The sequence below is a fragment of the Microbacterium wangyouchuni genome, assembly GCF_051546305.1.
Lineage (GTDB): Bacteria > Actinomycetota > Actinomycetes > Actinomycetales > Microbacteriaceae > Microbacterium.
Map to the genome: position 1 here is coordinate 24,295 of NZ_JBPTMA010000005.1, position 21,763 is coordinate 46,057.

Sequence of the window (21,763 nt, forward strand, 5' to 3'; positions counted from 1 at the left end):
CAGATGGCAGACTTGATCGACACCACGGAGATGTATCTCCGCACCATCCTCGAACTCGAGGAGGAGAACATTGTTCCCCTGCGCGCGCGCATCTCCGAACGACTCGGTCATTCCGGTCCGACGGTGTCGCAGACCATCGGGCGCATGGAACGTGACGGGCTCGTCATCGTGTCCGACGATCGCACGCTCCAACTGACCGAGGCCGGTCGGCGGAAGGCCGTCAACGTCATGCGCAAGCACCGCCTTGCGGAGCGGCTGCTGTCCGATGTGATCGGACTCGACTGGGCCTACGTTCATGACGAGGCCTGCCGCTGGGAGCACGTGATGAGCGAACAGGTCGAGCGGCGCCTCATCGAACTGCTCGGACACCCGACCGAGTCGCCGTACGGCAATCCGATCCCCGGACTCGATCAGCTCGGCGGCGCGCCTGCGCGAGTGTTTGACGAAGGCGTGATCGGGCTGGTCGCAAAGCTCAATGCTGCGGGTGAGTCGACCGAGGGAACAGTTCGTCGTCTCGCCGAGCCTGCCCAGGTTGATCCCGAGCTGCTCGAGCAGTTGCGCGACGCAGGAGTCGTGCCTGGCGCTCATGGAAACTACCGTTATAACGAGGGCTATGTGCTCATCGAGATGGACGGCAATGAAGAGAGCCTGGAGCTGCCGGTTGAACTGGCTTCACACATCTTCCTCGTGGGCGAACCGGCCTGACGGGGGATTGTCAGGTTCCCAGGGTGACAGAATCGTTATCATCCGGTAACCTCGGACAGGTCGCCAAAGAAGAAGCCCGTTGGCGGCAGAACCGAGAAGATTGCCTCACCGGCTCGTCATCTTCTCGGACAGATCGCACCAAGTGCCCCGAGCAAGTGCCACGAGAAGCAGAGTGCCGACGAGCCAGCGCAACCCGAGCGTCGAGGCGCAGGAGGATCACCTTTTGGCCCTAGATATCGAACCCACTACGAACACGACTGAGAAGGCCGCCAAGCGACCCCGCACTGTGGTCACCCGCGACGCGGCTCGCAAGATGGTTAAGCCGATGCGATCGATGGCGATCTTCGGAGCAGTAGGTGTTCTGGTTGCCGGCATCGCTCTTCCCTCATTCGCTGCCTCATCGACTCCCTCTGCGGATGCTCCGGCAACTCTGCAGCAGGTTGCATTCGATGACGCTCAGTCGCTGGTTGTCGCATCCGAGGCGACGGCGTCGCCGCTGGATCGCGGTACATACGCGGCGACGACTCCTGAGGAGATCGAGAAGAAGAAGGCTGAAGAGGCCGCTGCTGCACGGGCCGCCGCTGCCGCTGCCGCGGCATCCGTCGCTTCACCGGGCGTCAGTATCAACACGGGAAACTACGAACTGGTCTCACCCGGTTCTGGCGAAGTTCGCTATCCGCTTCCGCAGGGCTCGTACAACGTCAGTCGCACCGTCGGCGGTGCGCACCAGGGCGCCGACATGCTCGCACCACAGGGCACCCCTATCTACGCCACCGCGGCCGGAACGGTTCGCGCATCCGCGGAGAGCATCGGTGGCTACGGTGTCGCCGTCATGATCGATCACGTCATCGGTGGTCAGGTCGCCTCGAGCGTTTACGGTCACATGGTCTACGGTTCGCGTCAGGTCCAGGTCGGTCAGTATGTCGCAGCCGGTCAGCTCATCGGCTTCGTCGGTAGCACCGGTCGTTCCACCGCGAACCACCTGCACTTCGAAGTGCGCGTCAACGGTGGGCTGATGGAGCCGATCGCGTGGCTGCGCGCTAACGCCGGCTGATCCTCTCTGCTGTTCGGGCGCGACACGCGCCGAATTGTTCACCTGCTGTTTCGTCATCTGTCTGCACGATGGGTTAGCCTGTACCCGTCGTCGCACGGATGGGAGAAAGCCGATGGAACGAATACCGAGCATCCGCACCATGGATGCACTCGGTCGTTACGTTCTTCGGCATTGCCCGCAGGGATGCACTGAGCTTGTCGTGTGCGAAAGGCGCTGTCTGTAAAGACGGCGCCTTTTTTGGTTCCTGCGTACTTTCCTCTGTCGTCCATGTGGCGTCGTGTGAGTCGAGAGTGCCGGGAAGCCGTCCCGGCGGATCGAGAGGATGACAATGCGCACACTTGTTCTTAACGCCGGATATGAACCGCTTGCGGTGGTCTCCTTCAAACGAGCGCTGGTGCTTGTGATGAATGAGAAAGCCACTGTCGTCGAGCGGGTCGAAGACGATCCCGTCTGGGCTGCCCAGGGTGCCTACGATCGACCGGCCGTCATCATCCTCTCCCGCTATGTGCGCATTCCGATGAGCCGGCGCGCTCCGGTGACCAGGCGCGGTGTTCTGCGACGGGACAACCATCGATGCGGTTACTGCGGGGGCGCGGCATCCACGATCGATCACGTGCTTCCACGTTCTCGCGGCGGGGCGGATTCATGGGAGAACCTCGTCGCCTGCTGCCTGCGCTGCAACAACGTCAAAAGCAATCGCACCCCGCAGGAGATGCACTGGCAACTGCGGTTCAATCCGCGTCCGCCGCGGGGGACAGCGTGGACTGTCCGCGGCGCCGAGCGCAGTGACCCATGCTGGGAGCCGTATTTGGCTTTGGCGGCGTAGGGCGCGAGGAACAGCACTGGCGCGAATGGTTAGACTGGTCTGGTCAGCCTCTGTAGCTCAATGGAAGAGCAGTTCCGTCCTAAGGAAAGGGTTGGGGGTTCGAGTCCCTCCAGGGGCACAATCTTCACAGACTCTAGAAGCCCCGTGATCCTTGCCCGAGTAGCGTTCATTTCATGGGAACACTCGAGTACAACAGCTCTCGCCCTGCGATCACTGTCGACGATGAGACCTTGGCACACGTCAAAATTGTGATCGGAACGAAGCTACGTCGTCACGAGAGCTTCATGATGACATGGCTGCGAGACGAGAATGGTCCTGCCGGTCGTCTCACGATCTGGATGCATCCGAGCATCCCTCTGGTCCTTGCGTTCGACGAACCGAACAAGCCCGTGATCGACGCGAAGAGGGTCGAGCACATAATGGAGATCCTCAACGCTCACGGAGAACTTGTCCTCGACTAACTCGGCTGGGTCAGGAATCGGAAGACTCCGGCTCCACCTGAGGGCGTCCGATGATCCCGATGCCGACGGCCTCGTGGCTTGGCTCGGGTTCGGTCCGCTCTGGCGCCTTAGGCTCCTCACCGGGCTCTTTCTCCGTGCTCGGCTCCTGGAGGTCTTCTGTGGAGGGCATCTCCTCTTCGTCGGGAGTGTCCGGCTCATCTGGGCGGTCTGCGGTGGGCTGATCTGAGTTGCTCATATTCTCTCCTCTGGGTATCCGTCAACCCTCGCGCACCCGGCGCCCGGGTCGAACCGGGTTGACAAACGAGAATCGATGACCGAGTTCGTTACGGCGAGAGCGCGTGGAGTGTCAAGGGAGTAAGCGAAACGGATCCGGACTGCCATCCTGATAACAAAAGGAGAGCCTGTCATGCCGTTGAATCGCTCCGAAAAACCAGGGTCACCCGCGCAGGTCGAACGCCGCTCATGGAAGCTCGCTGTCCGGCGTACCTTTCGTGCCTTCGGTACAGACGAATGTCCTGACGTCGCCGCGAGTCTGACGTTCTACGCAGTGCTCGCCCTGGTGCCGGCTGTGATGGTCGCGTTCTCCGTTGTGAGCCTGCTCGGGCGTGGGAAGGAAACAGCCCAAATCATCAGCGCGGTTGCGCAATCCCTGGTTCCGGATGCCTCGACGGAAGCGATCCGCGACGTGATCGGTCAGATCGCTGATGCGCGTCTGTCGGGCATCGTGCTCGTGCTCGGCCTCGCACTGACGTTGTGGGCTGTCGCGCGCTACGTTGCAGCGCTGGGGCGGGGCATGAATCGCATCTACGGGGTCGCTGAGGGGCGCACAGCCGCGAAGTTGAAAATCGGGCAGCTCCTGATCGCACTGGTGATCATCGTCTGTGTTGCAGCCATTGCCGCGCTTCTGGCCGTGTCCGGCGGTATCGCGGAAGCGATCGGTGGTGCGATCGGGCTCGGTGAGACGGCGCTGTTCGTCTGGCGTATCGTGCGTTGGCCGCTTCTGGCCATCGTCGTCGTTTTCGTGCTGGCTTTCCTGTACTACTTCGCACCGAACGTACGGCCGGCGCGGTTCCGGTGGATGAGTCTCGGCGCCGCCATTGCGCTTGTAGCTCTCGTGCTGGCGTCGCTCGGCTTCCGCCTCTACGTATCGACCATCGCCGATTACGATCGCATTTACGGTGCCTTCGCCGGTGTCATCATCATCGCGCTCTGGCTGTGGATCGCCAATATGGCCCTGCTTCTGGGCGCGGAGTTCGATGCGGAAGTGGAGCGTGTGCGGCAATTGCAAGCGGGCATCCACGCCGAGACGCAGGTGCAGGTACCGCTCAGAGACGCGACGCGGATCGCGAAGAGCGTGCGCCGCGATCGAAAAGAGGCAGCCGCAGCGCGCGACATTCGCCGATGAGGACACGGCGACCCGGAGAGGCTAGATTCAATGGTGACGCGCGACCCCGCACGGTCGGCAGTTCAGCTGCGCGTGATGAAAGGCCAGGACGCTCATGGGAAGTCTTTATTACGGTGACTCGAATGAGCCCATCAATATCGAAGATCGTGCGCTCGCGCACCTGAAGATCGTCGTGGCCACCAAGTTGCGTCGCAGCGAGAGTTTCACGCTCTCGTGGCGTCACCCCGAAGGGGAAGTAAGCGGTCGCAGCACGATCTGGCTACACCCCTCGATTCCACTCCGGTTCGTGTTCGACTCCGTCGAGCCGTCGGACATCAGTCGGAAATGGGTGGAGGACTTGGCGAATTCTGCTCACTCCACGGGCGGCATCACGCTCATCGATGAGCACATCGAAGCAACAACTACGGCTTAGGCGGTCGAGGTCCGACTCCCGGGGCGTCATTCATTCGCGATGCGTCGGGGATCTCGGCCTCATCATCCGGATCGATGCGCACCCTGTCCGCTGAGCCGGAATCGGCACCGGCCCGACCGGCCGGGACCTGCCCGGTCTCTGTGTGCTCTGCCGCATCTTCGGACTCTTCCACGGGTGCCTGCTCGACGCCAGGAGGGCGCATACCTTGGTCTTCGATGCCGCTCACAGGTCACCTTCTTCTGTCGGTGCGCCAGATGCCATTCGATCTGCTGCGGCGCTGTCAACCTGGGCGGGATCGATGTCAGGATCGACGACGCGTTTGCCATCGTGCTCGATTGTCGCCATGTCGTCGACACCGGGTTCGGCTACGCCTTCGTCAGTGATGCGATCGTCATCGGGTAGGGGCAGAGGGGGGAAGGGAGGGTTGGACATGAGAGTTCCTTTCGCTGGTGTCCGTGACCTTACGTCCACCGAACAGCGTTCACGACCCTCTTGACTGATCCCCGATGCCGGACTAGGTCGCCGCGTCTTCTACGATGAACAGGTGAGCCCACTGGACGCCCTTGCAGCCGTCGGCGAGGTGCTGTCTTGGATCGGTCTCGGCGCCGGCATCCCGCTCCTCATCGTCGCTGGCATGATCGCGCTCGCCGAAGGGCGCTGGGAACCGGTCGACATCGCCGTCATCGAACGTGATGGGGAAGCGATCGCCCGCTGGTTTGCCGGAGGCGACTTCCGCGAACGCCCCCTCACCCAGCGCGAGAACGTCACCGACGGATGGCACGAGGGGTTCGTCAGCGTGCGAAGCCCCGGTCATGTGCGGATGACCGCACCGATGCTGCGCCGGCTCTTGGCAACCCTCGGCATCGTTTTCGCCGGCGTGGGGATCATCGGGCTCGTCGTGTCGATGATCCCCGCCTTCACCTGAGCTCAGCGCTTGCCGCGGCCCAGCTTCGACGGCCACCAGATCGAGCGGCCGATGTCGTAGGAGAGCGCGGGCACCAGCAGCGATCGCACGACGAAGGTGTCCAGCAGCACACCGAAGGCGACGATGAATGCCAGTTGCACCAGGAACAGGATCGGAATCACCGACAGTGCGGCGAAGGTCGCAGCCAGCACGAGGCCCGCTGAGGTGATCACGCCGCCGGTGACCGAGAGTCCGCGCAACACCCCCTCGCGGGTGCCGTGCTTGATCGATTCCTCACGAACGCGCGTCATCAGGAAGATGTTGTAATCGATGCCGAGCGCCACGAGGAACACGAATCCGTACAGCGGCACGGCCGGGTCAGCACCCGGGAAGTCGAAGACACCGTTGAACACCAGCGCTGACACGCCCATCGCTGTACCGAACGAAAGCACCGTGGTCAGGATCAGCAGCACGGGTGCGAGCACCGAGCGCAGCAGCAGCATCAGGATGACGAGGATGACGACGAGCACGATCGGAATGATCAGGTTGCGGTCGTGGATTGAGGCATCATTCGTATCGACAGAGGTCGCCGTCACGCCGCCCACGAGGGCATCGAGGTCAGCCAGCTCGCCGCGCAGCTCGCGAACCGTCTCAGCAGCAGCATCGGAATCGGCGGCGTCGGTCAGCGTGCCCTGCAACATCACATCACCATCGACCACCGTCGGCTCGGGGGCAGGCGATCCCGGAGGGCCGAACGCCGTGATGCCATCAGCATCCACGCCCGCAGTACCACTGGGCGAGTCTGCGGCAGACACAGCGACGGAGTCGATGCCGCTGTTGGCTAGGAGAATATCGGCAGCGTCCTGCAGCGAGTCCTCGGCCACAACGACGTACACGGGGCTTCCGGATCCGCCGGGGAAGTGCTCGCCGAGCGCCACCTGACCATCGCGCGCCTCAGAAGCGCCCAGCACCAGGTCCGACTGCGGGATGCCCGACGCATTGAACTGAGTGAACCCTGCCGCACCCGCGACGAGCACGAGGGTCGTCACGATCCAGATCAGGCGCGGGCGGCGCTGGATGCCGCGCGCCAACCACGCCCACAGACCCTTCGTCGCCACGCCGGTCTCAGCCGTGACAACATCCGGCTCGAACGCCGGGCGCCGGGGCCAGAACACCGCGCGACCGAATGTGAACAGCAATGCCGGCAGCAAAGTGAGGGCTGAGAGCATGGCGAACAGAATGCCGATCGCGGCCACCGGGCCCAGTGTGCTGTTCGATTTCAGATCGCTCAGGAGCAGGCACAGCAGCCCGGCGATCACTGTTCCACCGGATGCCGCGATCGGCTCCAGCGATGCCTTCCACGCAGCCATCGTTGCAACGCCCTTGTCCTGGGTGCTGCGCAGCTCTTCTCGGAACCGGGCGACGAACAGGAGCGCATAGTCCGTCGCCGCGCCGATGACAAGGATGAACAGAATTCCCTGGGTCTGCCCGCTCAGCAGCAGAATCTCCCATTTGGCCAGCCACCAGACAACCAGCAGCGCGACGCACAGGGCGAACAGACTCGTCGATAGGACGACCACGGGAAGCAGGAGCGACCGGTATACGAGGATGAGGATGACGAGCACGGCGAGCAGCGCGACACCCAGCAGCAGGCCGTCGATTCCGGCGAAGCCGGCGACTAGGTCGGCGGAGAACCCTGCAGGACCGGTCACGTAGACGACGACCCCATCGGGCGCCTGGCTGCGAAGCTCGTCTCCGAGCGCCGCGACCGCATCGCCGAGGTCGGCGTCGCTGGAGATCGGGACGAATGCCTGAACTGCACGGCCATCTTCGGAGGGGATGGCGGGGGAGACCTCAGCGGCCACGCCCTCGATGTCGGGCGCCGCGGCGACAGCATCCGCAATCGCGGTGAGCTGATTCTCGTCGAGTTCACCGTCACCGACGAAGACGACGATCGCGGGGATCGCGTCTGAGTCGTTGAACTCGCCGAGGAGGTTCTGCACCTGGGTTGCATCCGCCGATGACGGCAGATAACTCGTCTGATCGTTCGATGACACCTCGCCCACCTTGCCGAACAGCGGCCCGCCCAGCCCCGCTCCGGCAAGCCAGGCGATGATCAGCATGGCGGGCAGGAGCACGCGCAGCCAGGAGCGCCGCCGCACACGTCGTCGCGGGGTGTCGCTTTGGAGAGAATCCGGAGAAGTCATGGAGAAGCCCTTCAGCAAGATGGCGCAAGCGGCGGAACGGCCACGTCATCGATTTCGTTAGCCAAGCAAGTAATAACGCTAGCATCTAATCATCATGTGTAGAGTGATGCAAAATGCCGGCGCACGGTTCGCGGCCGGAGGATGCAGGTGAAGATGATCTCCCCGGGGCCCGACGCCGCACACCTGGAGACGTCACCGCCGATCTACGACGTCGATGCGAGTGATCCGAGCGGAACTCTTGTGGATCGTTCGGGGATGGCGGCTGAAGAGGTCGCTCAAGTCACACGTGTCATGGCTGCGCTGGGTGCGCTGCGCGAAGCGGAGCAGCGCCTGTCCGAAGCGTCTCGTCGCTACATGAAGCTGAACGAGACCGACATGCGCGCTCTGCACTTCTTGATCGTGTGCAGCAACCGTGGCACAATCGCCACGCCCGGGGCTATCGCCCAGCACCTGAACATTTCCAGCGCGTCTACGACGAAGTTGCTCGACCGGCTCGAGAAGGGGGTGCACATCGTGCGATCGCCGCACCCGACCGACCGTCGAGCGCTGGCCATCACGATTACCCCCGAAACGTATGAGGCGGCCATGGAGACGGTCGGGCGCCAGCAGGCAAAGCGGTTCTATTCCGGGGCACGGCTGAATTCCGATGAGCGAGAAGTGGTGATTCGCTTTCTCGAAGATATGACTCGCGAAATTGCGATCACAGACGAACTGTGGGCTCGCGAGGAATGATCAGTGCGCTGCGCGGTACGCCTCAGCCAACGTTGCAGGAATACGGCCACGCTCCGAAACGGCGTGCCCATTAGCACGTGCCCATTTCCGGATCAGGGCGCTTTCCGGCGAGCTCGTCGCGCGCTTGCGGGTCGTCCCACGCGAGGCGGATGCTGATGAGCGTCGCGCCGCAGAGACATAAGGTGCCATTGCTTCGCGGAATTCCTCAGCATTCGCTGATGTGAGATCAATCTCATAAGCGGTGCCATTGAGGGAGAAAAGCACGGTCTCACCCTCGCCGATTCCGAGTACCGTTCCATCGATGTCGTCAACCAACTGGTGCACAATACGTCGAGCCATTTCGCCAGCTTACGTGTAAACAATTCACTTGTCACTGATGAGGCAATTGTCGAGGACAATCGGTGCGCGGTAAACAGCGTGGTTACGGCAGAAGCCCGGCGCGGCGCGCTCGAGTAACGGCGGAGTGCCTGGTGGAGGCATCCAATTTCGACATCGCTGTGCTCAGATAGGCCTTTACCGTGCCCGCCCGCAATCCGAGTTGCGCGGCGATCTCGGCGTTCGTGCATCCCAACGCCGCGCAGGCGAGCACGTCGGTCTCGCGTGGAGACAGGTGAACCGTGCCGATCGCGCCGGTCGTCGCAGGCGCCTGCTCACCGGCGACCGCGAGGAGCTGATTCTCGAGCCGGGAAAGACGCTCGCGCAGCGCCGGTTCATCGACTTCTCCGGCGATGCTGCGCAGTTCGGCAAAACTTTCGCGCAGCTGTTCTCGATCGGAGGTGGTGAAGGCTGACGTCGACAGGTTCATCGACTCCACGCGTCGGTCCACCTCGTCGCGGATTCGCAGTTCGGATGCCACGGAATCAGCGATTGTCATCGCCGGTGCGGTGGTGACACCGCCGATCGGCGATTCGCTCCATGCCCCGGCGTAGAGGACCCCGCGTGAGCGACCGTTGACAATGATCGGAAGCGCCAGCAGTGTTCGCAATCCTTCGCCGAGCACGAAACCGTCGTAATCGTGGGTGATGTGCAGCGACGCTCCGTAGTCGTTGGTCATTCGCGGTCGCAACTCGGTCATTGCCCGTCCGCCGAGGCCGCGTTCGGGACGCACCTTCAGGCCTTCCAGGCTGTGCGTGCGGTTTCCGACGATGCTGGTCACCGAGACGATGCCGTCTTCGATCAGGCCACCGAACGCGACCGGGAACCGGGTGCGCGCAGAGAGCTCTCGCACTGCTTGAGCGACGAGGTCGGTATCGGGATCGAGTGTGATCGTGGTGTTCATCGACTGCCTGCTTTCGGGAGACATCGCTGTTCCCCGTTTCGTAGCGTCGACCCTACCATTCGCCGGGTATCGCCTCACTGCTTCTCGAGATCAAGCAGGTAGCGCTTGTGTTCGGGATGAGCACCGTACTGCCCCGGCGTGCCATCAGAGCGCACGACCCGGTGCACCGGAACGAGGACGGAGAAGGGCGTCAATCGACACGCCGTTCCGACTGCGCGGGCGGCACCGGGGCTGCCGGCGAGGGCGGCGACTTCGCCGTAGCTCATCGTCTCGCCCCATTCGATTGTGTTGATCGTCTGCAGGGCAGACAGGTGGAAACCGTTCACCAGGCGCCAATCGAGCCGTACAAGCTCATCAAAGCGCACGGGGGAGCCGGCGAAGTAGTCATCGAGCAGATGAGCGAGTTCGTCGGCCGCACCCGGATCTGCCACGGGCACACTGCGAAGGCGCGCGGAGATGCTCTCCAGCAGCCAGGGAACGGAAGGGTCTGCTGATTCTGAGAGGTCGAAGCGCACGATCCCCTCGTCGGAGAAGACCACCAGCGCATCGCCGAAGGGCGTGGGTGCGAAGTCGTAGCGGAATGTCATCACCCCATCCTGACGTGCAGACCGAACTTTTGAGGTGCTGATCGCGCGGATGGGGGAGAACCTGGGAAAGGGCATGATCGGTGGAGAAAAAGTGGCTCAATCCGAGGAAACCCGCCGGGGATACAGGGATCGCGCACCTGCGGAGCTTAGTGTGTTCTATGTGTGGCGACGTGAAGATAAGGCTGCGGATGCCGCGATGACGCTTGATGGTCAGCATGATGACCACACCGCCATCGCGCTCGCTCACGTTGCCGACGCCGAACGCACTCGGCTTCGCGCCGAGGCCGCTGACCTTGGTGGCCCCTCACCCCTGATCACGTACCGCGACACCGTCGAGGGTGGGATCGATATCTCCAAGGCTCATCCGGGGAGCCTGCCGCAGTTCATCACCGGAAAATCGACGCTGCTGTCCAACCTCTTCCGTGACGAGGTCGGGCTGCGAACTGCGCGATTGGCTGCGGAGCGGATCACCGCGAAGCACACGGAATTGCGCACCGTGCGCGGCGTCGACGCCGTGCATCTGGCCGTGGGGCTGGCCGGGTGGCGCATCGGCGGAGCCGACTTCGCCGCTCCCGTGCTGCTGCGTCCGCTTGCGATCCGGCGGCACCATGCCGATTTCGAGCTGAAGCTGCAGGGCTCCTTCACCGTCAACCCGGAACTGGTGAGCGTTGCGCGCGAGCACTTCGGGATCACCATCGACGCGGAGGCACTGGCTGCCCTCGCCTACGACAGCGGCATCTTCAAACCGCAGCCGGTCATCGATCATCTGCGCGCAGCCACCCAATCGATCGATACCTTCACGGTGCTGCCGCGCCTGGTCGTATCGACCTTCGCCGACATTGCCTCATCGATGTCGCGCGACAGCACTAGCCTCGATCACCAACTACTGAACGCCCTCGCCGGGCACGTCGACGATCGTGAGCAGGTCACCGCTGCCCGTCCCGCGCCGCGAAGCACCAGCCCGGATGAGCGCGCACCAGCATCCGACACGCTCCTGCTCGATGCCGACGCCGAGCAGGAGTCGGTGTTGGCACGCATCACCGCGGGCCACTCGCTCGTCGTCTCGACCCTTCCGGGAACCGGCGGAACGCAGACCGTCATCAACGCCCTGGGTGAACTGGTGCGGGCCGGTAAGCGTGTGCTCGTCGTGTCTGCTCGGCGCTCCACGCTCGATGGCGTGCGCCACCGATTGGCGGGAATCGGTTTGGACAGCCTCGCGGTCTCGCCCGCCAGCATCCGTCGTGATCTCGTCCGCGCGATCGGGCGCAACGAGAAGGCGACCGCTCCCAAAGTCAGCGATGTCGATGATGCACTCGTGCGCCTTCGCGCCGTGCTGCTCGATTACCGTAAGGCGCTGACGGCGCCGATCGCCGGACTTGAAGCATCCGTGCTGGATGCCACCCGAAACCTCACGCGCCTGGCCCTGCTGCCGGTGCCGCCGTCGACGACTGCGCGACTGAGCACTGAGACGCTGCGCCGGCTGTCGGGAGACCGCAGTGACGCCGCCGCCGCGCTCGTGCAGGCCGCGCGCCTCGGTGAATTCCGTTTCGGACCGGATGATTCGCCCTGGTACGGCGTCAGCTTCACGAGTACCGAGTCAGCACGCGCCGCACACGAGCTTGCCGGTCGGCTGCACGCGTCAAGCGTTCCAGCACTGCTGGAGCGAGGTTTCGAGCTCATCTCGCAGACGCGCATGCGTCCGTTCACCACGATTGACGAGCTGGGGGAGTATCTGAGCCTTCTGGAGGGCATCCGGGACTCGCTCGACCGCTTCAGCCCGACTGTTTTCGAACGCCCGCTGGGCGAGCTGATCCAAGCGCATGGCTCCCGCCGTGATGCCCCGAAGCTGTCCGGAGCGAACCGCCGACGCCTGCGTCGCCTCGCCCGAGAGTATGTACGGCCCGGCGTGCACATCCCGGAAATGCACGAGGCTCTGCTGCGCATCCAGCAGCAGCGCACCCAGTGGCAGCATTACGTCGATGCCGGTGCTGCGCCCGAAATTCCGCTCGGACTGTCTGACGTGCTCGGATCCTGGCGGCGGGTGAGTGCCGAGCTCGCAGAGCTCGACGCTGCACTCGGACGGCGCGAGCCGCTGGCCACCCTCCCGATCGAACGGGTTCAGCGCACGCTTGCCGGGCTCGCTGCCCGCTCGGATGTGTTCGACAACCTGGTCGAGCGTGCGACCATCCGCGACAAGCTCGCAACGCTGGGACTCGAGCCGCTGCTGGCAGAACTCTCGGTGCGCCACGTGTCTGAAGAACAGGTCGCCGAAGAGCTGGAGTTCGCCTGGTGGCAATCGCTGCTGGAGCGTGCACTGCAAGACAACAGGGCATTGCTCGGAGCGAACACCGCAGTCGTTGATCGACTCGAACGAGACTTCCGCCTCGTAGACGAAGCACATGCGGCGATGGGTGGGCCCCTGCTCGCGTGGCAGCTCGCCAACCAGTGGCGCATCGCCATTGTCGATGAGCCCACTGAGTCGCAGAACCTCCGTCGTGCGCTGACGCAGGGCACCCCGTCGACAGCGGAGATCGTGTCGGCGGCGCCGACGCTGATGAGCGTGCTCGCACCGGCCTGGCTCTCCTCGCCGTACCAGGTGCCGGAGATCCCCGACTCTGTGGAGTTCGACACCGTGCTGCTGGCCGACGCTGCCGCCATCAACCTGGCTGAGGCCGCCCCCGCGATTCGCCGGGCACGCCAGGTCGTCGCGTTCGGGGACCCGGTGACGCAGCGCCCGACGCCGTTCACGATGGCGGTGGACCCCGATACCGAATGGGAAGCGGAGGTGCCGTTCGACGAGGTCAGTGTGTTCGAGCGCCTTGCCGAACTGCTCCCGGTGATGACGTTGACGCGCAGCTACCGCGCTGGCGGAGAAGACCTTGCCGAACTGATCAACGACGCCTTCTACGGCGGCGAGATCGTCTCACTGCCCTGGGCCGGCTCATACCTCGGTCGGGGCAGCCTCACAGTCGACTACGTCGAGGGCGGAGTCGGAGCACCCGACCCGATCTCCGGGGCCGTGGAGAGCCCGAACGCTGAGGTGTCGCGCGTCGTCACGCTGGTGGTCGAGCATGCAGTGCACCGTCCGACCGAGTCGCTCATGGTGATCACCGCCAGCGCGAAGCACGCCGAGCGCATCCGTGCAGCGGTGACGTCGGCGTTCGCCGGCCGCTCCGATGTTGCCGATTTCGTCGGACGCTACACGGCAGAGCCGTTCGCGGTACTCACGCTCGAGGAGTCAGTGGCAGAGAGCCGCGATCGTGTGATCTTCTCGTTGGGGTATGGACTCACCAAGCACGGCCGCGTGCTCAGCGATTTCGGAGACCTGTCCACACCGGACGGTGAGCGGCTGCTGACAGTCAGCATGACCAGGGCCCGGCGCTCGATGGTTCTGGTGTCGTCCATTCGCCCGTCGGCATTCGATGACGGACGCCTCATGCACGGGGCATCCACGCTGATGTCGATTCTTGGTGGACTGGCCTCACGCAGCCGCGAATCACGGTTGGAAGACCTCGCCGACCCGCTGACGCTGGCGCTTGCCCGCGAACTGCGGCGCCTCGGGGCATCCGTCGATGTCGACTATCGCGGCCTGCTGCCGTTGGTGGCGCAGTACAACGGCAAGGCTGTTGTGATCGAGAGTGACCCCGAGACACTGGGTGACTCGCTGCGTGAGACCCTGCGACTGCGCCCGCACGTGCTGCGCCGACTCGGCTGGCACTACGTACGCGTGCACGCCTTTGATCTGTACAGCGACCCGGTCACCGCGGCATCCCGAATCGCAGCTGTGCTCGGCATCGCGGCGGATGCTGCGAAGGTCGAAACCGACACGCAGCCGATCAACCTCCCCGATCTCGATGGGTGAGCACAACCCTGAGGAGAGTCCGCGTCAGCGGATCGTCCGAGTGACGGGGAGTCGTCGTGCGCGACTGACGGCAGTGGCCGGCACCGACACCTCTCCGGACGTGGTCACGCATAAAGCGCCGGCCAAAGAGAAGATCACCGGGCGCGGTCCTAATGATGACCGGATGCTCGGCGACGTTCCGCCGCACTACTGAAGACCCCCCCCCACGATACGGAAAGGCCCCCACCTCCCGAAGGAGATGAGGGCCTGACGCTGTGGTCCTGCGTTCAGCGGATGCTGTCCTTGCGGAGAAGATCACGGATCTCGATGAGCAGGTCCTGCTCGGTCGGCAGGGTGTCCTCCTCGACCGCAGGGTTTCGCGCGGCCTTGCGTTCGTTGTACTTGTTCATCGGCACAACGAAAACGAAGTAGACGACGAGCGCGACAGCGAGGAAGCTGATGATCGCGCTGATGAGGTCTCCCAGCGGGAAGGTCACCTGCTGGCCGTAGATTCCGGTGAGTGTCGGGCCGATGTTGCCGGACGCGTCGGGCTGGTAGAACAGGGCGACGATCGGGTTGATGATGCTCGACACCACCGCGTTGACAATGGCTGTGAACGCGCCGCCGATAACGACCGCGACGGCAAGGTCGATGACATTGCCCTTGGTGATGAATTCTTTGAATCCCTGAAACATGGGAACCCCCATCTATCGATGCTGCCTCAGGCTGAGGCAGGAGCCGACGCAGGCGCCGGAGTGGAACTCGTCGGCGACTCCGATTTCGATGATGCCGAACCATTCGGCTTTGCACCAGAGCCACTCCGGGAATCCGTCCGATAGAAACCGGAACCGTTGAACGTCACCCCGATCGACCCGTACTGCTTGCGCAGGGCGCCGCCGCATTCAGGGCAGATGGTGAGGGCATCGTCGGAAAAGCTCTGGACGGCGTCGAAAGCGTGGCTGCACGCGGTGCAGGCGTAGGCGTAGGTAGGCATGTTCGTTTCAGGTGGTTCAGTGTCGCGATGGCGACAGGGTGAGGATGCGGGAAGGAGTCACGATGCCGTCAACCGGCTGATCGTGCATCTCCCGCGGGAGGGAGTCGAGTATCTCGGAATCATAGATCACGGCGTACACCGGAGGGCATTTCTCCATGGACCCGATGGTCTTGTCGAAATAACCGCGTCCCCAGCCGAGCCGTGTGCCGGTGGAGTCGATCGCTGCGGCGGGGATGATCATGAGGTCGACGTCGTTGACAGCGATCGGACCGAGCACTTCACCCTGCGGCTCGGGCAAACCGAACAGGCCCTCGGCGACCTGTGGCGAGTCGTCTGCCACGGCCCAATCCAGCAATCCGTCGGCGCGTGTGATGGGGAGAAGTACCCGCATGCCGCGCTTGACAGCGGCGGTGACGAAGTCCCGGGTGCCGGGTTCTGTGGTCGTGGACAGGAAGCATGAGATCGACTGCGCATTGCGCGTGTTCACAAGGATGTCGAGCTGTTCGGCGATGCCGGATGCCGCGGCTTCGCGCTGCGAGTCAGAAAGCAGCTGCCGGCGCTCGCGCAATTCTGCACGCAGTGCCCGCTTTTGCTGTTCGATGTCTGTCGACATGTTTCGAGTCTACGTGTCGGGCATGGTGCGCCTCGCCGCTAAGCTGGCCAAATGGGAAAACAGTCAATGAAGGCAGTCATTCCGGCGGCGGGTCTCGGCACGCGATTCCTGCCTGCCACCAAGGCCATGCCGAAGGAGATGCTCCCGGTAGTCGACAAGCCGGCCATCCAGTACGTGGTGGAAGAAGCAGCGGCCGCGGGCATCGATGACATCCTCGTCATCATCGGACGCAACAAGAACGCCATCTCCGACCACTTCGACTCTGTCCCGGAGCTCGAGGTCAGGCTCACGGAGAAGGGCGACCTCGATCGCCTGAAGCACGTTATGAAGTCCAGTGACCTCGCTGACATTCACTACCTTCGCCAGGGCGAGCCGAAGGGGCTGGGGCACGCAGTGCTGCGCGCCAAGACCCACGTCGGTGACAGTCCGTTCGTGGTCATGCTCGGCGATGACCTTATTGATGAGCGCGACGAGCTGATCACGACGATGATGGCGGAGCACGAGCGCACCGGCGCAGCAGTGGTCGCTTTGATGGAGGTCGATCCCGACCACATCCACATGTACGGCGCGGCCGCTGCCCAGCCCACCGATTCGGATGATGTCGTTCGTGTCACCGGACTGGTGGAGAAGCCGTCCAAAGAAGAAGCTCCCTCTAACCTGGCCGTGATCGGTCGCTACGTGCTGCCGGCATCCGTGTTCCCGATTCTCGAGCGCACGAAGCCCGGCAAGGGCGGCGAGATCCAGCTGACGGATGCTCTGCAGGAGCTGGCCGCAGACGAGAACGGCCCCGGTGTTGTGGGTGTGGTCTTCCGCGGACGCCGCTATGACACCGGAGACCGCGTCGACTACATCAAGGCGATCGTTCAGCTCGCTGCTGACCGTGAAGACCTCGGACCAGACCTTCGTCCGTGGTTGAAGGCGTTCGGCGAACGCCTGTAGGCGTTCAGTCTCGAGGGTCGGATGGATCTGTTGCCGGGGCGTCGTCACGGGCCGATCGAGTTGCGGCTCGTCCGCACGCGTGATGCACGTGTGCTGCAACGCGAGTTGCTGCAGAACCGCACTTGGTTGCAGCAGTGGGAAGCGACGATTCCCAACGGTGTCGCGTCGTTCGATATGCGCTTCGGGATCAGGCGCCTGCTGCAGCAGTACCGCGACGGTGCCGGGTATCCCTTCGTCATGGAATACGACGGTGAGATCGCCGGGCAACTGAATGTCTGGGGCGTCGCCCGGGGTTCGCTGTGCTCGGCGACCATCGGCTACTGGGTGAGTGAGCGTTTCGCCGGTCGCGGCATCACCCCGACAGCGGTGGCCCTGGCGACGGATGCGTGCTTCAACGAGTTCGGGCTGCATCGGATGGAGATCTGCATTCGCCCGGAGAACATCGCGAGTCTGCGGGTGGTGCAGAAACTCGGATTCCGGTACGAGGGATTGCGGCGTCGGTACATTCACATCGACGGCGATTGGCGTGACCACTACGCCTTCGCGTTGACTCGCGAAGATGTGCCCCAGGGTGTCCTGCGTCGTTGGATCAGTGGCGAAGCGCCGCAGGAAGCTGCCAGCATTCCACCGTCTGATCGTCTTTCGATCTGAGTTTTCTGAAATCCCGGGAACGACACGCGACGCCGGTGAGGCGAAGGCCGGTCACGGTCGCATACCGTTGTCCCTATGAACGGGCCAGTACTGAGCGGGGGCGTCATCGTCCTTGTGTCGGTGTTGCTCTGGATGCTGTACCTTTTGCCCTCCTGGCGCGGCAGGTACCAGTACAACTCGTCAGAAAGAAACGCGGTGCGACTGAATCAGGCACTGCGTGTGCTGGCGGAGACGAGTGAGACACCCGGCGAGGTGCACCTCGAACTCAACGCCCGCACTGCGCTCGCCCAGCAGAAGCTGGCAAGACGGCTGCAGTCCGAGAAAGAAGCTGGAGAGCTCGTGCGTCTGCGCGCCGAGCTTGCTGCCGCTCGAGCGGATCCCATTGTTCGTCAGGCCCGTGCCCGCCGCACAGTGCGGATGACGGCGACCGTGCTGCTGCTGGCCGGTCTTGTGCTGGCAGGGCTCGGAATCTGGCAGGTCGTCACCGGCGGCGCGCAGCTGATGATCTGGCTCGGTGGAGCACTCGCTCTGGTGGCCGCGGTCACACTGCAGAAGATGACAGCTGTGGCACGTCGCATCGATCGCCTTCCGGTGCGCAGCGTCGCCACCGACACTGCACCGCGCGTCTCGCCGCCGCTGCATGACCAAGGGCGTGCAACGTGGACGCCACGGCCGCTGCCTGCGCCGATGGCCTCGGTGAGCGGTTCGCTCACCCATACCGCGCGGGCCGAGATCGAAGCCACCCAGGAGCTGCGTCGTGCCGAACGCGTCGCGCGCCTGCGTGAGCGCGCCGAGCAGATGGGGCCGCCGGCACCGGTTGCTCTTCCTGCCGCCCAAGCCTCGCCATACGCGCAGATGGGTTTTGTGGATGACGCGGAGATCGAAGAACACGTGCGCCAGTTGCTCACCCGCCGCGCTGTCGGGTGATCGCGCCCTCGTCGCTGCCCCTGTTTCCGGCGTGATAATCTAGCTGAGGTTCTTGGGCCTATGGCGCAGTTGGTAGCGCGCCTCGTTCGCATCGAGGAGGTCAGGGGTTCGAATCCCCTTAGGTCCACACTGTGTTGAGACAGTAAGAAGAAGCCCCGCCGACAGGCGGGGCTTCTTCGCTTTCCGGTGTCAGTGCGGCCGCCCGGCATCCTGAATGATCTGCTCGACGACCTGGGCATCGAAGTGGAAAACTTCGTCATCGGGCGTCAGACGTTCGAGGAACGGCACTACTCGGACGCGTGCGCCATCGATCTCGACCAACGCGCCGCCGAAGGCATCGATCGCCGACTCCTCTGCAGCGTCGGCGAAAGTGCGGGAGACGTTCGCCACCCCTGCGGTGACGACTACGGGAACGTCGTCGACGAATTCGACGATTGGCGCGTGGTAGTGGCCGGAGAGGATGACGCGCACATCCGTGTCGCGCGTGATGTCGATGAGGGACTGGGCGTCTTCCTCGTCGAGCGCGAGAGCCTGCAGCAGGTCAGTGTGCGCACGAACCGGCGGATGATGGATGACCACGACCGTGCCGTGCTGGGCGGGCGTGGACAGGGCGTCGCGCAGGAACTGCTGCTGGGGGGCATCCACCCGCCCGTAGCCTGCGCCCGGCACCGAACTGTCCAACACGATTACACGCCATCCACTGCTCTCGGCGGTTGAAGCCACCGGACGATCGAGGTCGATGCCTGCGAGCTCCTGCTCACCGGCATCCGGCTGTCCGCCACCGAGGACCGCACGAAACGTGTCCCGACGATCATGGTTTCCCATCGCGAATACGAGGCGCGCACCTCGCGCCAGAGCCCAGGGGAGCACCGCATCGTGAACTTGCCGGTACGACTCTTCGGAACCGTCGTCGCTCACGTCTCCCGAGATGACCACGAGATCGAACAGCAGATGACCTACGTGCGACAAAGCCCGCTGCAGATGTTCACGGGTGTCAACCACGCCGTAGTGGCGGCCGCCGTCGCCGGCGAAATGGGTGTCGCTGAGATGCAGGATGCGCAGACTGCTCATGGCGACACTCTGCCAGAAGTGCGCCAGTCAGCCCAGCAGCAGTGTTGCGATGAGCAGTACCGGCACACAGCCGACCGTGGTGATGAACACCGTGTCGCGGGATATCGGCTCGGCGATATCGTAGCGCTGTGAATAGTTGAAGACGTTCTGCGCGGTGGGAAGAGCTGCGAGCACGACGATGATGAGCACCTCGTGGGTCGACAGGCCGAACACGAACTGGGCGACCACCCAGGCAATCAGTGGCATCACCAGCAGCTTCAGAGTGCTGGCCAGCAGCACATCACGGCGGTGGCCGGCGGTGCCCAGAACCTTCTGCCCGTGCAAGGAGATGCCGTAGCTGATCAGCAGTACGGGAACGCAGGCGTTGGCCAGGAGTGTTGCCGGTTCCATCACGATCGGCGGCAGATCGATACCGATCACGGAGACGAGAGTTCCCAGCACGGAGCCGAGGATGATCGGATTCGTCACCGTGCGCACGACGGTGCGGATGGGGGAGGTTCGACCACCCGTGATGGTGTCGAGAATGGTCAGCGAGATCGGTGTGAAAACCAGGAGCTGCATGAGGATCACCGGCGCGGGATAGGCAGCGCTTCCGAGCAGGTAGAGCGAGAGGGGAATGCCGATGTTGTTCGAGTTGACCTGGCCCGCAGCCAGGGCGCCGATCAGCGTCTCGCCGACGTTCCGCTTCCAGACGAGCCTGGCTACGAGCGTGTGCAGAGCGATCACAGCAACGGCCGCGACCGCGGACGCCGGCAGCAGCGCGGAGAAGAGCATGGATGCGTCGGCTTGAGAGAGCACCGTGAACAGCAGGAACGGCGACAGGACGAAGAACGTCAGCCGGCTGAGCACGTGACGTGCGTGCGGGCCGAGCAGATCGATGCGGCCGAGGATGTACCCGACGGCGATCGCGACTGCGACAACGGCGAAGCCGGTGAGTGTATCGAGCACGTTCTGAGCGTAGTGGCTCCGAGTGAGCGCGCCGGTTTCGCGAGCACGTTTTTTCCTTCTCATCGGGAAATTTGACTTACCTGCAGGACTGGCTATGGTCAGTGGTGACACCCGCCCAACCGCCCGAAAGGGGAAGCGAGTCCCGATGGCTGGAAAGACGCCCACTACACGAGCAGGAAAGAAGGCAGCCAAGCTGTCGCCGAAGGAGAAGCGCGCGGCCAAGCGCGAAAAGCAGGAGCCGGAGAGCTTCCTCAAGCCCCGCAAGGGTGCGGCCGGCTGATCTACGGAGAGATCCGGCTCCTCGGAGGGGGTCGCGGGCGAGTACGCCTGCGGCTCCCTCCGCATTTTGTCAGCGCAGTGCGATCTGTGCGCGCGCCAGCATGCGCACCGCTGAAGCACTGTCTCAGTTCTGCGACAGATCAGTGGCGCAGTCTCCGCTGGAGATCTGCCGCCGTCTGGATGACCGCGCTTGCCGCATCGGATTCTGCGGGACCGGTATCGCTCGCCCATGTGACCGCGACGGCGGCCAGCGGCCATCCTGACGCGTCTTGCACCGCAACACCCACCGAGCGCATGCCCTCCGTCACTTCGCTGTCCTCCGACGCGAAACCGGCGGCGCGGATGCTGCGCAGCAATTCACGAAGCGCCCGGGGCGTCGAGGGGCCACGGCCGGTGCGGGTGGAGAACACTCCGGCGTTCGGATACAGCGCCCGTACTTGCTCACGGGGAAGGGCCGCAAGCATCGCACGTCCGGTCGCCGTCAGATGCGCTGGCAGCCGCACACCCACATCGGAGACCAGTGCCGGACGCCGGGGGGCACGCTCTTCGACGATGTAGACGACATCGCTGCCGCTCAACACAGCCAGATGCGTACTCTGTCCCAGCCGGTCGGCGAGAGCCGCGACCAGAGGTCGACCGAGCCGGGCCAGCGGCTGCTGGCGGGCGAATCCGCCGGCGAGCTCGGATGCCGCGATGCCCAGCGCCCATCGTCGTTCCTCGCGCAGGTGCAGCACGAACCCGTGCGCGGCGAGCGTATTGAGCAGATGGTGCACAGTCGAGCGGGGAAGGGCAAGCTCGCGAGCGATCGCGGATGCCGCGACGGAGGCGGGGCGCCCGGCCAGATACCGCAGAATGCGCAGGGTCTGGTCGGCAGCAGGAACCTGCGTGCCGCTCCTATTGTCTGGTATCACAGACAAAGGATGTCACG

Annotated in this window: 27 protein-coding genes and 2 tRNA genes; 16 read left to right on the plus strand and 13 right to left on the minus strand. The window is 63.9% G+C overall.

The genetic code is table 11. The annotated features are described in order from the left end of the window. The first annotated feature begins 3 nt into the window (after positions 1–3). From ACSS7Z_RS11505 to ACSS7Z_RS11525, 5 genes are all read left to right on the plus strand, one after another. On the plus strand, positions 4–705 hold the full coding sequence (locus ACSS7Z_RS11505) for an iron-dependent transcriptional repressor DtxR (RefSeq protein ID WP_438254902.1): 702 nt from the start codon (positions 4–6) through the stop codon (positions 703–705). 172 nt (positions 706–877) lie between these two features. Beyond that, positions 878–1,759 (plus strand): M23 family metallopeptidase, encoded by an 882-nt coding sequence (locus tag ACSS7Z_RS11510; protein WP_438254903.1) that lies wholly within the window; start codon positions 878–880, stop codon positions 1,757–1,759. Positions 1,760–2,087: 328 nt separating this feature from the next. Continuing rightward, positions 2,088–2,585, plus strand: a complete 498-nt coding sequence (locus ACSS7Z_RS11515; protein WP_438254904.1) for an HNH endonuclease — start codon at positions 2,088–2,090, stop codon at positions 2,583–2,585. A gap of 46 nt (positions 2,586–2,631) precedes the next feature. Further along, positions 2,632–2,703: transfer RNA gene (locus tag ACSS7Z_RS11520), tRNA-Arg, on the plus strand. Positions 2,704–2,758: 55 nt separating this feature from the next. Further along, positions 2,759–3,046, plus strand: a complete 288-nt coding sequence (locus tag ACSS7Z_RS11525; RefSeq protein ID WP_438254906.1) for a DUF7882 family protein — start codon at positions 2,759–2,761, stop codon at positions 3,044–3,046. A gap of 10 nt (positions 3,047–3,056) precedes the next feature. On the opposite strand, the gene ACSS7Z_RS11530 is transcribed toward ACSS7Z_RS11525, so the two are convergent. Further along, positions 3,057–3,281, minus strand: a complete 225-nt coding sequence (locus ACSS7Z_RS11530; protein WP_438254908.1) for a hypothetical protein — start codon at positions 3,279–3,281, stop codon at positions 3,057–3,059. Between the two features lie 171 nt (positions 3,282–3,452). Here ACSS7Z_RS11530 and ACSS7Z_RS11535 point away from each other — a divergent pair, with 171 nt between their 5' ends. Both ACSS7Z_RS11535 and ACSS7Z_RS11540 read left to right on the plus strand, forming a co-directional pair. Then, positions 3,453–4,451, plus strand: a complete 999-nt coding sequence (locus ACSS7Z_RS11535) for a YihY/virulence factor BrkB family protein (protein ID WP_438254909.1) — start codon at positions 3,453–3,455, stop codon at positions 4,449–4,451. A 94-nt stretch (positions 4,452–4,545) separates the two neighbouring features. After that, positions 4,546–4,863: a DUF7882 family protein gene (locus ACSS7Z_RS11540; protein ID WP_438254910.1), complete on the plus strand. Its 318-nt coding sequence runs from the start codon at positions 4,546–4,548 to the stop codon at positions 4,861–4,863. Here ACSS7Z_RS11540 and ACSS7Z_RS11545 read toward each other — a convergent pair. Both ACSS7Z_RS11545 and ACSS7Z_RS11550 read right to left on the minus strand, forming a co-directional pair. Beyond that, positions 4,853–5,089, minus strand: coding sequence for a hypothetical protein (locus ACSS7Z_RS11545; protein ID WP_438254912.1), 237 nt, complete (start codon positions 5,087–5,089; stop codon positions 4,853–4,855). The two genes, ACSS7Z_RS11540 and ACSS7Z_RS11545, sit on opposite strands and share 11 nt — an antisense overlap. After that, positions 5,086–5,295: a hypothetical protein gene (locus tag ACSS7Z_RS11550; protein WP_438254913.1), complete on the minus strand. Its 210-nt coding sequence runs from the start codon at positions 5,293–5,295 to the stop codon at positions 5,086–5,088. The genes ACSS7Z_RS11545 and ACSS7Z_RS11550 overlap by 4 nt, the downstream gene beginning before the upstream one ends. A 112-nt stretch (positions 5,296–5,407) precedes the next feature. Between ACSS7Z_RS11550 and ACSS7Z_RS11555 the strand changes: the two genes are divergently transcribed. Next, positions 5,408–5,788 carry a hypothetical protein gene (locus ACSS7Z_RS11555; RefSeq protein WP_438254914.1) on the plus strand — a complete coding sequence of 127 codons (381 nt, stop codon included), beginning with the start codon at positions 5,408–5,410 and terminating at the stop codon, positions 5,786–5,788. Positions 5,789–5,790: 2 nt separating this feature from the next. On the opposite strand, the gene ACSS7Z_RS11560 is transcribed toward ACSS7Z_RS11555, so the two are convergent. Next, positions 5,791–7,974 carry an MMPL family transporter gene (locus ACSS7Z_RS11560; protein ID WP_438254915.1) on the minus strand — a complete coding sequence of 728 codons (2,184 nt, stop codon included), beginning with the start codon at positions 7,972–7,974 and terminating at the stop codon, positions 5,791–5,793. 153 nt (positions 7,975–8,127) lie between these two features. Here ACSS7Z_RS11560 and ACSS7Z_RS11565 point away from each other — a divergent pair, with 153 nt between their 5' ends. Beyond that, the gene (locus ACSS7Z_RS11565; protein WP_438255229.1) at positions 8,128–8,706 is read left to right on the plus strand and encodes a MarR family winged helix-turn-helix transcriptional regulator; all 579 of its coding nucleotides are present in this window, start codon (positions 8,128–8,130) and stop codon (positions 8,704–8,706) included. Here ACSS7Z_RS11565 and ACSS7Z_RS11570 read toward each other — a convergent pair whose 3' ends face one another. The 3 genes from ACSS7Z_RS11570 to ACSS7Z_RS11580 form a co-directional block, all read right to left on the minus strand. After that, entirely contained in the window at positions 8,707–9,045 is a 339-nt protein-coding gene (locus ACSS7Z_RS11570) for a histone-like nucleoid-structuring protein Lsr2 (protein ID WP_438254916.1), read from the minus strand. Positions 9,046–9,127: 82 nt separating this feature from the next. Next, on the minus strand, positions 9,128–9,985 hold the full coding sequence (locus ACSS7Z_RS11575) for a LuxR C-terminal-related transcriptional regulator (RefSeq protein WP_438254917.1): 858 nt from the start codon (positions 9,983–9,985) through the stop codon (positions 9,128–9,130). 74 nt (positions 9,986–10,059) lie between these two features. Continuing rightward, positions 10,060–10,572 carry a methylated-DNA--[protein]-cysteine S-methyltransferase gene (locus ACSS7Z_RS11580; protein ID WP_438254918.1) on the minus strand — a complete coding sequence of 171 codons (513 nt, stop codon included), beginning with the start codon at positions 10,570–10,572 and terminating at the stop codon, positions 10,060–10,062. A 196-nt stretch (positions 10,573–10,768) separates the two neighbouring features. On the opposite strand from ACSS7Z_RS11580, the gene ACSS7Z_RS11585 reads away from it, so the two are divergent. Both ACSS7Z_RS11585 and ACSS7Z_RS11590 read left to right on the plus strand, forming a co-directional pair. Continuing rightward, positions 10,769–14,434: an AAA family ATPase gene (locus ACSS7Z_RS11585; protein WP_438255231.1), complete on the plus strand. Its 3,666-nt coding sequence runs from the start codon at positions 10,769–10,771 to the stop codon at positions 14,432–14,434. After that, positions 14,427–14,627: a hypothetical protein gene (locus ACSS7Z_RS11590; RefSeq protein ID WP_438254920.1), complete on the plus strand. Its 201-nt coding sequence runs from the start codon at positions 14,427–14,429 to the stop codon at positions 14,625–14,627. The genes ACSS7Z_RS11585 and ACSS7Z_RS11590 overlap by 8 nt, the downstream gene beginning before the upstream one ends. A 73-nt stretch (positions 14,628–14,700) precedes the next feature. Here ACSS7Z_RS11590 and mscL read toward each other — a convergent pair whose 3' ends face one another. From mscL to ACSS7Z_RS11605, 3 genes are read right to left on the minus strand one after another with little or no spacing between them, the layout of a single operon-like run. Then, positions 14,701–15,108 carry a large conductance mechanosensitive channel protein MscL gene (mscL, locus tag ACSS7Z_RS11595; protein WP_438255232.1) on the minus strand — a complete coding sequence of 136 codons (408 nt, stop codon included), beginning with the start codon at positions 15,106–15,108 and terminating at the stop codon, positions 14,701–14,703. Between the two features lie 26 nt (positions 15,109–15,134). Next, complete coding sequence (locus tag ACSS7Z_RS11600) at positions 15,135–15,407, minus strand: FmdB family zinc ribbon protein (protein ID WP_438254921.1); 273 nt, start codon at positions 15,405–15,407, stop codon at positions 15,135–15,137. A 16-nt stretch (positions 15,408–15,423) separates the two neighbouring features. Beyond that, positions 15,424–16,020: a 5-formyltetrahydrofolate cyclo-ligase gene (locus ACSS7Z_RS11605; protein WP_438254922.1), complete on the minus strand. Its 597-nt coding sequence runs from the start codon at positions 16,018–16,020 to the stop codon at positions 15,424–15,426. Positions 16,021–16,071: 51 nt separating this feature from the next. On the opposite strand from ACSS7Z_RS11605, the gene galU reads away from it, so the two are divergent. The 4 genes from galU (at position 16,072) to ACSS7Z_RS11625 (ending at position 18,664) form a co-directional block, all read left to right on the plus strand. Continuing rightward, complete coding sequence (galU, locus tag ACSS7Z_RS11610) at positions 16,072–16,959, plus strand: UTP--glucose-1-phosphate uridylyltransferase GalU (protein WP_438254923.1); 888 nt, start codon at positions 16,072–16,074, stop codon at positions 16,957–16,959. A 21-nt stretch (positions 16,960–16,980) separates the two neighbouring features. Next, positions 16,981–17,610 (plus strand): GNAT family N-acetyltransferase, encoded by a 630-nt coding sequence (locus ACSS7Z_RS11615; RefSeq protein WP_438254925.1) that lies wholly within the window; start codon positions 16,981–16,983, stop codon positions 17,608–17,610. A gap of 75 nt (positions 17,611–17,685) precedes the next feature. Further along, positions 17,686–18,537 (plus strand): hypothetical protein, encoded by an 852-nt coding sequence (locus tag ACSS7Z_RS11620; RefSeq protein WP_438254926.1) that lies wholly within the window; start codon positions 17,686–17,688, stop codon positions 18,535–18,537. A 54-nt stretch (positions 18,538–18,591) separates the two neighbouring features. Then, a tRNA-Ala gene (locus ACSS7Z_RS11625) sits at positions 18,592–18,664 on the plus strand. Between the two features lie 62 nt (positions 18,665–18,726). Here the strand turns inward: ACSS7Z_RS11625 and ACSS7Z_RS11630 are convergent. Next, entirely contained in the window at positions 18,727–19,608 is an 882-nt protein-coding gene (locus ACSS7Z_RS11630; RefSeq protein ID WP_438254928.1) for a metallophosphoesterase family protein, read from the minus strand. Positions 19,609–19,635: 27 nt separating this feature from the next. Continuing rightward, complete coding sequence (locus tag ACSS7Z_RS11635) at positions 19,636–20,556, minus strand: AEC family transporter (protein WP_438254929.1); 921 nt, start codon at positions 20,554–20,556, stop codon at positions 19,636–19,638. A gap of 145 nt (positions 20,557–20,701) precedes the next feature. On the opposite strand from ACSS7Z_RS11635, the gene ACSS7Z_RS11640 reads away from it, so the two are divergent. Next, positions 20,702–20,836 (plus strand): hypothetical protein, encoded by a 135-nt coding sequence (locus ACSS7Z_RS11640; protein ID WP_438254930.1) that lies wholly within the window; start codon positions 20,702–20,704, stop codon positions 20,834–20,836. A 139-nt stretch (positions 20,837–20,975) separates the two neighbouring features. On the opposite strand, the gene ACSS7Z_RS11645 is transcribed toward ACSS7Z_RS11640, so the two are convergent. Then, a complete protein-coding gene (locus ACSS7Z_RS11645; protein ID WP_438254931.1) occupies positions 20,976–21,752 on the minus strand; it encodes an IclR family transcriptional regulator in 777 nt (258 codons plus the stop codon). Positions 21,753–21,763 lie beyond the last annotated feature (11 nt).

What these genes read in the sequence shown, in the direction of transcription:
- ACSS7Z_RS11505 (WP_438254902.1), top strand. Translation starts at nt 4, where the DNA reads ATGGCAGACTTGATCGACACCACGGAGATGTATCTCCGCACCATCCTC.
- ACSS7Z_RS11540 (WP_438254910.1), top strand. Translation starts at nt 4,546, where the DNA reads ATGGGAAGTCTTTATTACGGTGACTCGAATGAGCCCATCAATATCGAA.
- mscL (WP_438255232.1), bottom strand. Translation starts at nt 15,108, where the DNA reads ATGTTTCAGGGATTCAAAGAATTCATCACCAAGGGCAATGTCATCGAC.
- ACSS7Z_RS11570 (WP_438254916.1), bottom strand. Translation starts at nt 9,045, where the DNA reads ATGGCTCGACGTATTGTGCACCAGTTGGTTGACGACATCGATGGAACG.
- ACSS7Z_RS11515 (WP_438254904.1), top strand. Translation starts at nt 2,088, where the DNA reads ATGCGCACACTTGTTCTTAACGCCGGATATGAACCGCTTGCGGTGGTC.
- ACSS7Z_RS11605 (WP_438254922.1), bottom strand. Translation starts at nt 16,020, where the DNA reads ATGTCGACAGACATCGAACAGCAAAAGCGGGCACTGCGTGCAGAATTG.
- ACSS7Z_RS11640 (WP_438254930.1), top strand. Translation starts at nt 20,702, where the DNA reads ATGGCTGGAAAGACGCCCACTACACGAGCAGGAAAGAAGGCAGCCAAG.
- ACSS7Z_RS11620 (WP_438254926.1), top strand. Translation starts at nt 17,686, where the DNA reads ATGAACGGGCCAGTACTGAGCGGGGGCGTCATCGTCCTTGTGTCGGTG.
- ACSS7Z_RS11630 (WP_438254928.1), bottom strand. Translation starts at nt 19,608, where the DNA reads ATGAGCAGTCTGCGCATCCTGCATCTCAGCGACACCCATTTCGCCGGC.
- galU (WP_438254923.1), top strand. Translation starts at nt 16,072, where the DNA reads ATGGGAAAACAGTCAATGAAGGCAGTCATTCCGGCGGCGGGTCTCGGC.
- ACSS7Z_RS11560 (WP_438254915.1), bottom strand. Translation starts at nt 7,974, where the DNA reads ATGACTTCTCCGGATTCTCTCCAAAGCGACACCCCGCGACGACGTGTG.
- ACSS7Z_RS11535 (WP_438254909.1), top strand. Translation starts at nt 3,453, where the DNA reads ATGCCGTTGAATCGCTCCGAAAAACCAGGGTCACCCGCGCAGGTCGAA.
- ACSS7Z_RS11565 (WP_438255229.1), top strand. Translation starts at nt 8,128, where the DNA reads ATGATCTCCCCGGGGCCCGACGCCGCACACCTGGAGACGTCACCGCCG.
- ACSS7Z_RS11600 (WP_438254921.1), bottom strand. Translation starts at nt 15,407, where the DNA reads ATGCCTACCTACGCCTACGCCTGCACCGCGTGCAGCCACGCTTTCGAC.
- ACSS7Z_RS11575 (WP_438254917.1), bottom strand. Translation starts at nt 9,985, where the DNA reads ATGAACACCACGATCACACTCGATCCCGATACCGACCTCGTCGCTCAA.
- ACSS7Z_RS11580 (WP_438254918.1), bottom strand. Translation starts at nt 10,572, where the DNA reads ATGACATTCCGCTACGACTTCGCACCCACGCCCTTCGGCGATGCGCTG.
- ACSS7Z_RS11615 (WP_438254925.1), top strand. Translation starts at nt 16,981, where the DNA reads ATGGATCTGTTGCCGGGGCGTCGTCACGGGCCGATCGAGTTGCGGCTC.
- ACSS7Z_RS11585 (WP_438255231.1), top strand. Translation starts at nt 10,769, where the DNA reads ATGACGCTTGATGGTCAGCATGATGACCACACCGCCATCGCGCTCGCT.
- ACSS7Z_RS11550 (WP_438254913.1), bottom strand. Translation starts at nt 5,295, where the DNA reads ATGTCCAACCCTCCCTTCCCCCCTCTGCCCCTACCCGATGACGATCGC.
- ACSS7Z_RS11590 (WP_438254920.1), top strand. Translation starts at nt 14,427, where the DNA reads ATGGGTGAGCACAACCCTGAGGAGAGTCCGCGTCAGCGGATCGTCCGA.
- ACSS7Z_RS11530 (WP_438254908.1), bottom strand. Translation starts at nt 3,281, where the DNA reads ATGAGCAACTCAGATCAGCCCACCGCAGACCGCCCAGATGAGCCGGAC.
- ACSS7Z_RS11525 (WP_438254906.1), top strand. Translation starts at nt 2,759, where the DNA reads ATGGGAACACTCGAGTACAACAGCTCTCGCCCTGCGATCACTGTCGAC.